This is a genomic window from Leptospira idonii (genome assembly GCF_004770995.1).
Taxonomy (GTDB): domain Bacteria; phylum Spirochaetota; class Leptospiria; order Leptospirales; family Leptospiraceae; genus Leptospira_A; species Leptospira_A idonii.
The window spans coordinates 1-15,066 of record NZ_RQHW01000036.1 but is presented as its reverse complement, the minus strand read 5'-3'; the positions used below and the strand labels follow the sequence as shown (position 1 = coordinate 15,066).

The following is a 15,066-nucleotide window of genomic DNA, read 5'->3' as shown; positions in this document are numbered from 1 at the left end:
AAAATCATCTCACCAAATGCCTCACCTAATACGTGTGGCTTTTTTGTTTTATTTCCCTTTATTTTATTCTACTACTGAGTTCCTTCTACACAACTTACCTTTACATCAATTGCTTTGACTTTCCTTAATACTCTTAAGATCTATTTTTTCATACGCAATGTTTCTATTGTATTGTGCGAAAATTTTTATTGCAGGATATGAAATTTTTTTTAGAAAAATGAAACAGAATGTCTGCGTTTTTAAAGATTAAGATTATTCGAAAATCATAAAATACTTGTTAAATTGGGTCTTTCTATGATCCATATTATTCGAATTGATTTTTTCTAAAAAGCGAAACGTGAATTTTTTGTTTCAACTCATTTTATTCCTAAGCCTTTGTCTCTCTTTCTCGAATCACCTTTTTGCAGAAGACTTCAGTGATTTAGAAGAGACTCGTGTCAAAGTGTACGGATCTGAAAAAGATAAAAAATACCGTCTAGATGGTTTTTTTATCGAATGGGAAAATTGGCCAAGAGGGAACCCTACCCACAATCATTTTCATTTATTTTGGTTCGCTAATACTACGGAGTATCCTAAATTCAAAAAAAGCCAAATTTTTCCATTCTTCTCTTCCATTGAGAGCAAGATAGATGCAAGAAAATCTACAAATTATCTTTTACTATACAATTCTAGTGTAAATCGGGAGGGGTATGAATCCACGATTCTATTTCCTTTCTATTTTTCTGGCAATGGGCCAAATGATTCCAATAGTTTAACTATATTTCCTGTCTTTCATAAGAGTAGTGTTCATTCCAAAACGAATTCCAGTTCTAAATTATTTTTTCCTGGATACTATCAGTTTGAGTCAAAAGAGGTTCTCTCTGATGTTTCTACCCGCCTTTCTATTTCTCCCTTTCATTATTTATATTCCAAAAATGATAAGAACAATGAGAATGTAACTGCTTGGTTCCCTTTATTGCCCTTATTTTATCATAGTGAAGACAAAACGGAAAAACATAATAATTATTTTATGTTAGTTGACACAAATCAAAATAAGGACACGAAAGAAATCGATCGGTTTTGGTTTTTACCATTTTTGTTTTGGGAGAGAAACTCTTACTTAACAATTTTCCCTGCTTTCTTTTCTGGCCAGTATGGTAAAAGTGAATCTTATTCAATGGTTCCTATTTTGTATTTTCATGAAAATCAAAATGGCAATACATCTCATACGAACGTTTTGCTTTTGTACGACCAGGCCTTGCACCAAGATGGAGGTTTGGATCGTTTGTGGGTAATGCCCTTTTATTTTTATAAAAAAGACAATTATCATTATGTTCTCCCTTTCTTTTTTCAAAACACGAAAAAGCAAAAAGAAGCTAGCAAAAATGAGTCCGCGGTCACTCATTCCTGGTTTGGACTGGCTCCTCCCATTTATAGAAGTTATTCGGAAAATCATTCCACCTTCTATTTGATTAATTTTTACACAAATACCGCTGCTCTCGCAAATAGAGAGGAATCTACTACTGCTTTTTTTCCCTTTTACTTTCATTCTGAAAATTCTTTAAATGAATCCAAAACCTTTATTCCTTTCCTATATTTTTATAAGAAAGAAACAAACTTAGAATCTCATACGAACTCTCTACTGATTTATGATCAGTCTTTGAATGCAGAAGGGAACTTGGAACGACTGTTTGTATTTCCTTTTTATTTTTATAAGAAAAACTCCTACAATTATATAGTTCCATTCTATTTTAGTAATGAAAAAGAGAAGAAGCAGGGAGATTCTATCGTTTGGGGACCTTTTTATTATTCGCTCGAATCGGAACGACTAAGTAGAAAATATGCTTTGTTTTACTATAACTCTTTTGAAGAATCAAATTTGACGCTTCGTAAGAGGAGACATGTTTTCCCTTTTTTCTATTCTTGGGAAACTTCCGATAAAAATTTAAAAGAAGGAAATGATGATAACCAGGCGAATGGTTTTTTATTATTTCCCTTTTTCTATAGAAACAAAAACAAATCGGAAGAAACATACTCCAATCTCTTGGGATTCTTTAGTTGGACCAAAGATAAGGAAGATATATTGGTGCAAAAAACGATTTTCCCGATTCGTTTTTATCAAAAAAATTCCCATTCCATTTGGTTTCCTTTTAGTTTTCAATTTGGTCAGACGGAAGAACGTTCTCCCACAGGTAGCAGATGGGGGGCTTTCTTCTATTCCAGTTGGTCCCCTGAAAGAGAAAAACTTTGGATCATCAATTATTACTCCGATGTTGAACTTAAGCAAGATCAGCATTCGAGAACTTTCTTTCCGTTTTATCATTCTTGGAAGGGGGAAACTTCCAAAGGAACACTTGTAATTCCTTTGTATATAGATGCAGATTTTTTAGATGAAAAGGAAAAGGATAAATATAATAATTTTAACGTAAATGTTTTAGGGATTGCTTCTCAAACTAGCAAAGGGATCTTTCAGCCTAGTTTTTCTGTGGATGGAGGAAAAAAAGAGAAATATTATTATCTCGATACGGATGTTTCTTGGTTGTATTATGCGTTTCGATTGTCCAATCGAACCAGTACAAAGTTGATTCAAGATTTACTCCCTTATGGTAAGCAAGAGTTAGCTGATATTAGTAGTCCGGAGAAAAGACAAAGTCCTCAGTTTCCCAAAGTAGAGCAGAAAAGAAGTTTTACTAGAGCCGATTCTTTTAATTTTTTCGGAGTGAATTTACTTTTTGGAGTATTTGGATATGAGGCGGCGGATTCAAAACGTCACGTTCGTCTACTTCCTCTTGCCTGGTTTACCTACGATACGGAAGTGGATGAAAATATCTATGCAGGTCCTTTGCCCCTTCCATTTGTTTGGTACTCTTCTTCAAACTTAAAGTATCGAGTGATTTTTCCTATCTACGGATACCAGAGCTCAGAAGATGCGGAACGCCATTCTTACGGATTGTTCCTTTTTTTAAAGGAAAATGTAAAAGAGAAAAATACTCAAGAAACTTCTGTTTTGTGGCCTTTCGTAAATTGGCATCAATCCGATGTCAAATCTGGTTCCAGAATCCTTCCTTTTTATTGGCAAAGAACGGTCTTCGGTGAAAGGCAGACTTCTGATTCCTTGATCCTGCCCCTTACACTGTCTTATTTGAATACGATTACGAACGATAAAAACCAGGAGAAAAAAACTTGGATTTCTCCTTTTCTCATTAGGTTAGATGAATTTCTAACAAATGGTAAGGAATCGAAGATTTTTCCTACTGTTCCCTTTTTCTATTGGAATCGAACGGAAGCGACAAACAGAAAGAAAACATTATTTATTTCTCCCGTTTATTTCTATTGGAATTCGGAGCAAAAGATAAAAGATGAATCACAACAGTCTGATTTTTGGCTCATTCCGATTGTAGGATTTGAATCCAGGACTAACGATGAACATTGGTTGAATTATTTTTTGCTGTATAATAAAAGCAAAACGAAGAAAAAAGATTTTTTCTCTGTATTTCCTTTTTACAGTCAAGATAAAAGTGTTTCTGATGGCGAGTTGGTTCATCAAACAGATTTTTATTTTCCTTTCGTTCCTATCTTACATACTCATCGGCCGATCAGCACCAAGTCTCCGATTGAATCTAATCATGTTTTCTCTCCATTTTTATTTTCTACCTCAGAGAGAACGGAAACAGAGGAAATTTATAAACAACAATTTTTTCCTATCCCTGTTTTATATACTCAGTATGACAAAAAAAAGGAAACCAATTTCCTCAGCTTACTACTGTTATTTCAATACGATTCCGATCCTTATAAAACGACGTATCGATTTTTACCATTTGTACAGTTTTCCCTTCTAAATCAAAATCCGAAGGGAAAAGCAAACCATATAAATTGGGTGTTCCCTTTCTTTTGGAAGTCATCCGGTCAATACTACGATCGAGATAAGAATTTACAGACTTCTAAACTATTTCTTTCTCTTGTCTATTCTTCCTTTTCGACTCAGGAAGAAGAAATTGAATTTTACCCTATGTTTTTGTATTATTCGAGTCAAAGCAGGAAAGAATCTTTTCGCAATTTTTTACTGGTTGCGAATCATTCTTTGCGAGAAGATTCTGAATCTTATCATATTTTTCCTTTCTTTCATCGTTCCGTTTCAACCAAACAGGATGTAAACGTAACAAGGGATTGGTTTTTTCCTTTTTACTATATTTCAACTCAAACCCATATAAAGAAAGATGAAGGAGAAAGTTTAACCATTTTGCCTGCTTTGTTCTATTTTTCTAAAATTGAAAAAGACAAAAAATACAGGAATTGGTTCTTTTTATTCCAGCAAGAAGAAACCCCCAAATTTGCATCTGTTGGTTTTTTCCCGTTCTTTCATTTTTATTCTGATGCACCCGATACAACTTCGAATCAGGTAAATAAAAGTTGGATCTTCCCTTTTTACTTTAGTAAATCCATTACCCATCCCAAAGGAAGGCTCTTGCTTTCTAATTTTGTAAGCTTATTTTATGTATTTGAAGAAGAGTATTCTAAAGAAGGTAAATTGACTTTGTCAAAGAAAGTAATTCCCCCGCTTTTGTATTCTTATGAAGCAGGGGAATCTTTTTCGGAATGGAATTTGTTTTTCTTTATGCAGTCTAGGGTAGAAACTAATAAAAATAGTTTTGATTTGTTCCCCATCTATCACTCTTCGAAATCAGAAAAAGACAAAATGGCCGAGTCAAAAAATTGGCTGTTTCCTATTTATTATTCCGAAGCATCTCAAAATTTGTCACCATCCACTTTGGCTGCTTCAAGGACGGAAACAAATTCGAAAAGATCTTTGCCAACTGCCTTACAAAATAAAGATTCTTTTCACTTTATAACATTCTTATTTAGATATTCTTATCAAATTCTGCCTTCGGGAGAGAACGATTATGAAACTACATTTTCTTTTCCCGTTATCCCTGTAATATATCGAAAATCAAGTGAGAGTTTCTCACATACGAATCTATTTTATGTATTCGATCGAAGAGTGGAAAAAAAACAACTAAAACGATTCTTCTTGTTCCCGTTTTATTATAGCAACGAAGAGCCTCTAAAAGAAAGTTCTGTATCTTATTATCATTTTTTTCCGTTTTATTTTTCAGGAGTAGATGATCAAGAATACACTGCTTTCGTATCTGGGTTGTATTTGAATTCAAATGAATTCAGCAGTTATAAGAATTTTCTATTTCTTATGGAACAAGAGTCTGTGAAAAAAGACAAAAGTTCTGAATTCGATTTACTTTTTCGATCGATCCATTATAAAACGGCAGCGAATTCTACGAATTTCAGATTCCTCTATGGGGTTGGAGAAGTTGATTTAAGACCGAAACAAACTCAGATGAATCTTGTGTGGTTGGGATACGAACATACACAGGAAAAAAAATATATCAATTTACTTCCGTTCTTTTACGAAGAGAAAATAAAATCGGATTCCACTCAGTGGATCACTCCTGCTTTGTATTATTCTCATAAAACGGACAAAACGAATTTGGAACATTCCGCCTTAGGGCTTGTTTATTTTAATTCCGAGAATCTTGAAACGAAAGAATCTTTGGAAAATATACTTCTCGGAATCATTTATTACAAAACAGTCAAACCCAAAGAGAGAGGATATACAGGCAGAGGATCTTTTTGGGGTGCTTTATGGGAATACAATACGGAAGAAGAAACTAATTATTCAAAATTTTCTATCTTGAAGATCATTTATTCTAGAAGAGAGGACAGTGAAGGGGTTCGTCATAGAATTTTATTCTTTGAATTTTAAGGAAGAGTCTCTCGTTGCTTTATAGATATTTTTTATGCAATTCTAAGAGTTAAGAGCTTCTGCTTTTTTATCAGGGAGCAATTATAAATTCCGAATGGAGATACTAAACTGAATCCGAAGGAAAAAATTCCCATCCAAATTTAATTTCGGAATAATGGATTCTGATTCGTTTGATAAAACAGGATTCCTCTCCAAACACAAAAAATAGGCCAGACAATCGTTAACTGTGTAGAATTGCGAAAAAAGGTGCAACGCCGTATCGAAAAGTCAGCAAAAAGACAAAAGGTTTAACTCATTCCGAAAAAGATCCCATCAGTTCCGGCTGGCGTATTCAATTGAAATTGTATTGAAGATGGGTGATTTAGTCTTTGCTTGAATTTTATAAAAGGGACATAGTTTTATAGAAAGGAAAACTTCGGTACAAATTCGGTTTGAGTGTTTTCTTTCTCTTTGTGAAGAAAGAAATTGATTTTTTGTTTTTTTAGGAGTGAATCAATTCTCATTTGGTTCACCGGAAATCCATGAGATCCATTCAAAGAAGCATTAAATCAAGAATCCTTATCGAGATGGCGTTACTCATCCTGCTGTATGCCGTTTTTCTCATTACTTTCAGCATTTGGAAGCAACGAACTTTGTTTTTGGATCGTTTCCTCACCTTGGGAGATTCCCACACTCAATTCTTTCGGGAAGAATTGAAATTTCTTCCTACTATGTTTGGACGGATTATAAATTCGCCTAAGGAAGTTTTGGAGTCGGATCCGAAATTTTTAGAATACCAAAGGCATATGGAGTTGCTTCCCGATTCCGTTTCTGATGTGGCACAGACATATCTGATGGATGGAGTGAATCTTTCTCAAAACGGTAAGAATCGTTATCATATTTATTTAGGCAATCAAAGGATGTATGGCTTGGGAATCACTCCCGGAATCGAATATGACGCAGAATCAGTGTTTGCTGATACAGTAACAAGAGCCAGATTAGGTCAAATCAGTGTATCCGATACATATACGGATGAATTCGGAGATTGGGTATCTATTTTGTATCCTATCTTGAATGAAAAACAAGAGGTGGTTGCGATTTTCGGAATCGATATTAAGCTACAGTCGATGCAGTCTGCAATCACTCAATTTATTGTTTCCAATATGGTGATCGGACTCGTCGGAGTCACTTTGATTCTTTTTATACTATGGCTTAGATTGAAGAGTACGTTCCGACCTTTGGATCATCTTAAGGAAAAAGCGGATAAAATCGCCAAAGGAAACTTAAACGAAACATTCGAGGTAGCCCATTCTGACGAAATTGGTAATATCATTATTTCCATTTCAGGAATGGTTAAAAAATTAACTGCCATCTTAAATGAAACTTTTATTTCTTCCGGAAAGGTCTCGGACATTGGAGGATTGGTTAAGGAGTCTTCTCAGAAAACGGTAAAGTTCTCCGAAGAGTTTTTAGCATCTTTCTCCGGTTTGGTTTCCGTTGTAGAAGATCAAAATCAAGGACTTTTGGAATGCAAAAAAGCAATGCAGGAGGTGGCTCTTGCGCTTCATAAAATCAGTGACGCCACATTCAAGGTAAATGAAAGTTCTTCTCAAAGTTTTATCACTGCGGAAACGGGAGAAAAACAATTACAGCAGGTCATCCAATCTATTTCAAAAATTAGAAGCGATTTATTAGAGACCACTTCTATCGCCCAAAGTTTGGAAGAAAATTCTTCCGAGATCAGTAAAGTGATCGAAAATATAACACAAATCGCATCTCAAACCAACTTGCTTGCATTAAATGCTTCTATTGAGGCCGCAAGGGCAGGGGAACAGGGAAGGGGATTTTCCGTAGTTGCGGACGAAGTGTCCAAACTCGCAGATCGATCTAATGTTTCCGGAAAAATGATCCAAGGAAAAATCGCTTCTATCATGCAGATGATCAGAGATCTCAATGTAAGCATCCAAAATACGATGGCTGCTATGGATGACGAATTAAAAGAAGTCTATCGGGCCGAAATTAATTTTCATTCCATTGTGACTAAGACTCAGATTGTTTCGGAACAAATCATCGATGTTTCCGCTTCTGTGGAAGAAATTTCCGCAAGTAGCGATGAAGTGATCGCCAGTATGGAAGAGGCTGTGGGAATTTCCAGCAGATCCGTCGAGCAAACAAAAACTCTAGCTTCTGAATATTCTGAAAACCTTTCCAATTTGAGAAGTTTGGAAAAAGGAGCTGTCGATTTATTAGAGACTGCGGATAAACTCAGCGAAGTGACCAAATTCGACTGATAGTCTATTGTATGTGAATGTTATAGAAATAACGATTAACGGTTATAAAACTTTCTCTAGTATATCTCTATGTTAAGAGGTAGATCATTATGAAAAAAATTAGCATTCTCTTGGGAATTTTGTTTGTGACTGCAGGTAATGCAACATTGTTTGCGAAGTGTTACGGGTTTAGAGATACTGATATTAAAGTATGTGTGGAAGGCGATGGTTTTGCTGAACGCAAAAAAGCGGGAGAAATCTGCAAATTTGTTAAATAGTAGCCAGAACCCTGCTGATTCGTTTTTTCCGATTGAATGAGTAGAGTTATTTGATCAAAACCAAACGTTCGGATATTTTCTATGATGCACAAAATTATTGATCAGAAGCGCATTGAGTAGAAGAATTAGGGCACCGGTTAACACTGGAAAAATGATGAAATCTGGACCAGCCTGTCCCATCACACCGATGATCGCAGTCGCTCCTCCAGGGGGGTGAATTGTGTGAGTCAAATACATGAGTAAAATTGAAATTCCCACGGCCAAACCGATCATTAAAAAAGAAGATCCGAATGCGGCATAGATGACGACGGCGGTTATGGCTGATATCAAATGGCCGCCTACTAGGTTTCTTGGCTGCGCTAGGGCAGAATCGGGAGCGGAAAAAAGAAGAACGACTGAGGCTCCGAAAGAACCGATCAGAAGCTGGTGGCCGAATAATTCAGTGATGGCAAGGATCGACCAGATGGAAATACAGCTGCCGATCAAACTCCAGATCGCAAATTTGACGGAAATTTTATTCTTAGGAGTTTTTGTCGGCGCTTTCCATTTCCTGGGTATTGCCTTAAAGCGGTCTTTCATATTTTTGCCTATACGGACAAATTTTTTTGAAAGGAACGGTAGATAAACTATTTAATGGAATGAAATCCGGAAACTTTGTATTTTCGTAGAGGGGGAAGGTAGTATGGAGTGACCGGATATTGAATGGTGTGCCATATATGTTAGTAAATCATAATATAATATATTGTTTTGAGGCTTTATCTTTGCGCCACGGATCGACCGAGCGTTGCCGTCGAGGGAGAGCCGGATCGCGTATGGGAATATAATTATAATTGTCAAAAAATTGCGAGGCGCCCCCAAATATCGAATTCATTCGTTTTATTTATTCAAATTTATGATTCGATTGCATCGGAAACTGCAAATGTGATGCCTAAATGTTTTAGGCATGAGTGATTTATGAACAAAATTTCGAAGGAGAATCAGGGAAGGGCTTTTTTCAAAGCGACCAAGATGTTCTTCTCTATTGCTTTATTTTGTTCCCTATCTATTAATGTGTTTACCGAACTCGCCTCCTTTTCTACGGAACAGGAGATTCGGTTATCGGAAAGTTATTCTTTTTCCCTGCGGATGGTCGTGGAAATCGTCATCGATTTGAAGATTATTATCGCGGAAAAGTGGTTGAAGAGAAGTCGGAAGATCCCTGTTTACCATCCTTTCATTTTTATCTTAGCTGCTTAACAAAAAAAATTATACTTAGATTCGATTTATCCGAAAGATCCGGCTCCGTTTTTATACTTCTTTCTCTTCTTACTTCTTTATTTCTGGAAATAAGGCTGGTTGAGTTGTTAATTTAGAAAAAAAAGGTTCGTCCTTGTACATAAATTATCCTCAAATGACAGCAAGGTAATTCCGCTTAGGTGAATATGAAAGAGATTGAAGATCAACCAAGATCGAAGGGTTCGGTAGGGATTTTTAAGTACAGTAGAACTACTAAGTTTCAGGCGTTTTTGGGACTGATTTCCTTTCTTGTAAATTTACTGATTTTTAGCAGCCTTTATTCTCAACCAACGGTTCCTCAGTTGCAACTGGAAGAATACAGTTCCAATTTGATGAATCAGGTTTACGGACAGAGTTACTTTTTAAATACTCTGTCCGCATGGTCGGAACAGGTAGGTTATTACAAAGGACTCATCCGAGCGTATTGGGAACAGGAAGCGGACGTTGCCATTTATGACTATGTCTCTCAGGTATCCACAAGTGATTCCTTCAATGACGTGGATGCCTATAAGGATTATCTGCAAAGAGAATTGGAATCCCAAAAAATCGCCGCACTGAATGATTGGGAACAGAAAGCTAACTTAGATTTACTTAAGAATAGAAACGAATTCGTATCTAAGTTGAACAGCAATCGTGTGGATGAAATTTATTTAAGCCGAATCGGCCAAGAGGATTTATACAAACAATATCAATACAATACTTCCCAGGCGGGAATATTACAAAACCAAGTGGCACAAGCAGCGGCAAGCTGGAATGCTAATTTTGCTCAGAACTATCAGTCCGGTTTAAATGATTTTTCCAATTCCTTGGCAGACATTCAAGGAAAGTATTCCAGTTTTCTTGCCTCGATGGATGAATCAGAACTTGCATTCCAAAGTAATTTAGATGCGATCAATTCATACAAGACTGCAGTGAAAGCGGGGATTCAATCCATGATCAGCGGATTTGAATCTGATCTGGCACCTATTTGCAATAAGTCGGACGGATGCGCTTATAAAAAGCCGAACTCGAACGAATATAACACTGCAGGAGAAACCCTCGTTGCATTGGTAAATAGCGTAAAGGCGGAATTGAGTAAAACGGAAATAGATGTTACTAATATTCTTTCCACTTTATCGAATCAGATCACATCCTTTTTAAATACTCAGAAAACTTCAGCAAGCCAGAACTATTCCTATTTCGAAAACAGAATTTTCACATACCAGGATTCTCTAAATATAAACTACGATCATACTAGAAATCAAACCGGTTCTGCCGCCGTTGGTGCTTGGGGAAACAATGTCAATTACGGCTTGAGTTATGTCGATATCAGAAACAATCGCCCGAGTCAATCGGCGATTTGGGGGATCGAACCCGGTCCTTTTTACGACTTCAATAATATTCCTGCGGGGCAAATGAGGGATATGTTGAAGGCGATTTATAGCAGGGATGATGGATTGATGAAGACGACGATCCAGAACTATATCGGCAGCGGTAAGGTTGTGACGAATGTTCTTGCATCGAATTTGTATACGGACAATGAAAACTATCTAAACAAAACGGATCCTTGGGGATGGGCAGGAGTAGAAAGACCTACCGGAAGTTTGTTAATAGACGGACCTGTCGGATTTGCTTATTGGGGGGCGAATCGTGTTGCCTTAACCGACTGGTTCCAGATGGGAGGGATCGCCTATAGCGTATTATATGAAGTGAAAGACTTGAACGCAGAAGATATGGCAAATTATTGGTCTTCCAATAGTAATTCCTTGGGAGGACAGTTTAGCTTTTATCAGAACGATATCAATCCTGCTATTTCAAGCTGGGAAAACAAAACAGCAAATTACAATCAGTTTTATACACAATGGAAAGCTCAAGCGGAAATCCTTAAAGCTCAGGCAAAAGCTGACTATGAAAAATCGCTTACCGATTTGGAAATCAAAAAATCCGAATGGATGAGTAAGATGGAGGATGAAAGGCAAAACGGCCTCACCAAATGGCTGGATTTGTACAATCAGGCCGAGTCAGTGGAAAGCAGGGCTGATTTGGCTGGCTTTAATGTAAATGCGCAGGCAGTAGTGACGAACTTAACCGATGGAACCGGGATCGCTACAGGGGCGGGTTTAATATCATCTAATTATAATAATACGTTAAACGATCTTACGAAAAAAGAATTCACGTTTACAGAGACTGAAATCACATATTCCAGAATACCTGCTTCTACTGAAACTGTGTTTCAACAATATTTCCCAACGGGAGGAGACACTCTTGTAGGGCTTAAAAATATGATGATCAATGAAAAAGTGACCACCATTGCCAAAGACGTATTGGGAGTTGCCGGGCTTTCCGGCATATCGGATAAATTATTTCCATCTTCAACAAGCACATCATCAACTACTAGTTATACAATTTTCGGAGCGGCCAGCGAAAAGAAGATAGATACCTCTCTTTCCGTAAATGGAAAAGATATGGGGCAAGTTTTCCAAACAACAGCGAACGGAGTATATCAATATTCCCAAGTTCTTTCCATTAATGAAAACAATACATTCATCCAGGCAAGAGAACAGGAAAAAGCGTTAAATCAAATGACCTATGCGGTTGATTGGAATAACAGAGCCGTTGCCAAATACGACGATGCAGGAAACGTCATTGCGCAAACAGTCGATTTGCATATCAAACTGGAAGAATTATCGAACGGACAAAGAGCGAAAGATTGGGGCTGTAGAAAAGATTCGGCGGATTACCAGGACTGCTTTAATAAAGCGCAAGCACCTGAACTAGCCTGGTTAGAAGAAAGAGGATTACAATATCTAAACGGTATGATCGTAACGTCTCTGACAAGGGAAGAGAAAATCATAACAAGTCAGTTAGATGATAAGATTAAATTGACGGAAGCGGAGCAGGCAAGAGTTGGATCTTGTTATGTGAATCCTGCCAGCTGTGCCGGGCTGATTAAAAAAGAATACGAATACAGCATAGATAAAGTTAATAATACCGCAACCATCAGTAAAATCATCAGCAACGGCCAAATCTCAGGAAAAAACGGTGAAGGGCAGTACATATCCGGAACGCAGAACGAAGTGAGACAAGTCTCGCTGGCACAAATTAAACAGGTAACCGCACCCAAAGGGAAAGATCTGTTTGATGTATGGGAGAATGCAGATTGGTCGGATGTAGAAACGCAAGCATCCGCAGTGGTAAACGAATACTACAGCAAAGGACTTTCACAAGACTTCCAAAATCTAGGGAAGGCGACAGCATCCATCCAAGCAACAGAAAGCAACAACCAGAACCGATTCGAGAAATCCAAACAAGATGCGATGGCCAACGACTCTCTCATCAAAGATCTGTTACTTGCCTACCTCACAGGAGGAGCCGCAGGTGTGCAAGCCTCTATCAAAGGAAAAATAGAAGATAAGATCAATTCAAGTATGGCGGCAGCCTTCGTAAGAGCAACCGGAGGAAACGATGACCAAGTACAGCTGATCAGCGATGCGATCAGTTACATGAGAGGCCAAGCATCTAAGAGAGCCGCAAAGAAGACGATGAACGCAAATAGTATCGTAAATACGGGAATGGCAGTGATGTCAGCAACAATGGCTACAATGACGGGGGGGATGAGTTTAGGATTTACGGCGAATCTAACTGCAATGGTGACGACGAATGTAGCCGCAGCCTCGACGGCAATGACGAATATGGCAACAAGCGCGATCAACTTTGCCAGCAGTGCACAAAATGTAGCGTCAGCGGCCTTCTTCAGCCAGTCCGCAACGACAGTAACAATGGGAGCGACAAGTGCAGTGGGAAGAACCGTGCTGGGAGATAAAGCCTACGAAAAGCAGATGGAGCGAATGACCGGTCCGCAGGATAGAATCGCAGCAGCAGATGCAAATACAGAGTCCTTAGTCAAAAAATATTCAACGCAAGTGATCGCAGATTCAACAGGACTACCTCCTGAAGTGGTAGGAAATTTCGTAACGGATTTAGTAGGATCCCAAAAAGCCGCAAATGCAAGAGCGGCAGCGAATTCGAATCCGTTTGCAAATATAGGAAGTCAGGTGGCGGGAGCCGTAGGCGGGATTATCAAAACAGCCATTGTAGCGACAGGGGTACCGGAGAGAGACATCCAAAGAGCCCTGAACGATGGAAACAGAATGACCTATGCGAACGTAAACGATAGAAATTTAATTACCCAAGCAAACGCCTACGCCAATCAATCGTTAGGAATGAAATCAGGAGAGTTGTCTTACTCATCAGCGACCCCTACCTTCAAAAACAAAGAGGGACTAGTAGATGAGCTGGGTCAACGTATAGTCGTAGAAGAACTTGTCAAAGCAACCGGAATGGACAAAGACTTAGTGGATGCAGTGTTCCGCAAAGAGTATGGAGCCATCAAACAAAAGAAGGCGGATAAAGCTGCACAGAGCGAAGCGATCCGCTCGACAGCAGTGACTGTAGCGACAACAGCGTTGACATTGGGAGCTGCAGGTGCCTTAGGAACAAGCTTGAAAGGCTTTATGACAGGATTGGGACAGGCGTTAGGTGCGACAGCGAATGCTGCGAATGTAGGAGCAGCTGCCCTGAGTGGAGTAGTGCAGATGGTAGACGGAAGCAGAAATGGAACGGACGGAATATTAGCTGGAGCCGCAAACGGAGTACTTGGGATGCTCGTTGCCGGAGGAAAACTTGATTTAAATGGCAAGGCAGCAGAGCTATTAGGTAAAGGCGCTCTAGGATTAGGAGTATCATACGACAAACAAGCAGGCTGGGGGGGAATGATAGGAGTAGGGGGAGCTAAGGGAAATGTAAGCATAAGCTTCTCTCAGAGAGGGGATACAACAATTTCTGGTTCAATGCAAACGGGAGTTAAGGGCTTACAGGTTACAGGTTCAACAACTACAAATGGAGCGACCACAGTGGGAGCAAACTACAACCCAAGTGACAAAGGACCGAGACAGGGCTGGAACCTGGGAGCGAATTATGACATCAACGGAGGAGGACTGTCTGGTTCAATCGGATATACAGATCCGGATAGTAAACTAGGGGTAACATCAACCATCGACCGTAATGGATTATCTACTTCTACACAATACGCGGGAATCAACATAACGACGAATGGACCAGATGGATTTCGTTTGGATGATATAAACTGGGCAGAGCAGAATATCAATTTAGCACAGGATAGAACGGATACTATAGCAGAGAATGATATCCTTAAAGCAAATGGAATAGAAGATCCAGATAGTTTACCTAAGAAAGAGAGAGACAAGCTATTAGATGCAATTAACAAAAAACAAGAAGATCAGCAGTTAAAAGATAAGGGTTATGATCCAAGTAAGTTGGATGATGTTCAGAGAGAGGCGATCCTGGACAAACTGAACGGAGTCGTTACATTAGGTGATGTAGCTATGGGAGCCTTAGGCACATTGGGGGGTGGACTGATGGCAGGGTTGGCGTTGTTTGGTGTAGGACGGAGAGAGGAAGACAATCTGTTAGCTAGTGTGAAGCCAAAAGATGCTCCTGAAATGCCGAA

The 15,066-nt window shown here is 38.6% G+C and carries 5 protein-coding genes; 4 read left to right on the top strand and 1 reads right to left on the bottom strand.

Annotated elements, in window-relative coordinates:
* Nucleotides 1-346: 346 nt before the first annotated feature.
* The 3 genes from EHS15_RS10510 (at nucleotide 347) to EHS15_RS19110 (ending at nucleotide 8,282) form a co-directional block, all read left to right on the top strand.
* Nucleotides 347-5,755 (top strand): LA_1737 family protein, encoded by a 5,409-nt coding sequence (locus EHS15_RS10510; RefSeq protein ID WP_135760529.1) that lies wholly within the window; start codon nucleotides 347-349, stop codon nucleotides 5,753-5,755.
* Nucleotides 5,756-6,276: 521 nt separating this feature from the next.
* Nucleotides 6,277-8,025: a methyl-accepting chemotaxis protein gene (locus tag EHS15_RS10505; protein ID WP_135760528.1), complete on the top strand. Its 1,749-nt coding sequence runs from the start codon at nucleotides 6,277-6,279 to the stop codon at nucleotides 8,023-8,025.
* An 89-nt stretch (nucleotides 8,026-8,114) separates the two neighbouring features.
* Complete coding sequence (locus EHS15_RS19110) at nucleotides 8,115-8,282, top strand: hypothetical protein (RefSeq protein WP_167884209.1); 168 nt, start codon at nucleotides 8,115-8,117, stop codon at nucleotides 8,280-8,282.
* Nucleotides 8,283-8,336: 54 nt separating this feature from the next.
* On the opposite strand, the gene EHS15_RS10500 is transcribed toward EHS15_RS19110, so the two are convergent.
* The gene (locus EHS15_RS10500; RefSeq protein ID WP_246052068.1) at nucleotides 8,337-8,861 is read right to left on the bottom strand and encodes an HPP family protein; all 525 of its coding nucleotides are present in this window, start codon (nucleotides 8,859-8,861) and stop codon (nucleotides 8,337-8,339) included.
* An 842-nt stretch (nucleotides 8,862-9,703) separates the two neighbouring features.
* On the opposite strand from EHS15_RS10500, the gene EHS15_RS10495 reads away from it, so the two are divergent.
* On the top strand, nucleotides 9,704-15,066 hold a 5,363-nt coding region (locus tag EHS15_RS10495), incomplete at its 3' end, for a TIGR04388 family protein (protein WP_135760527.1).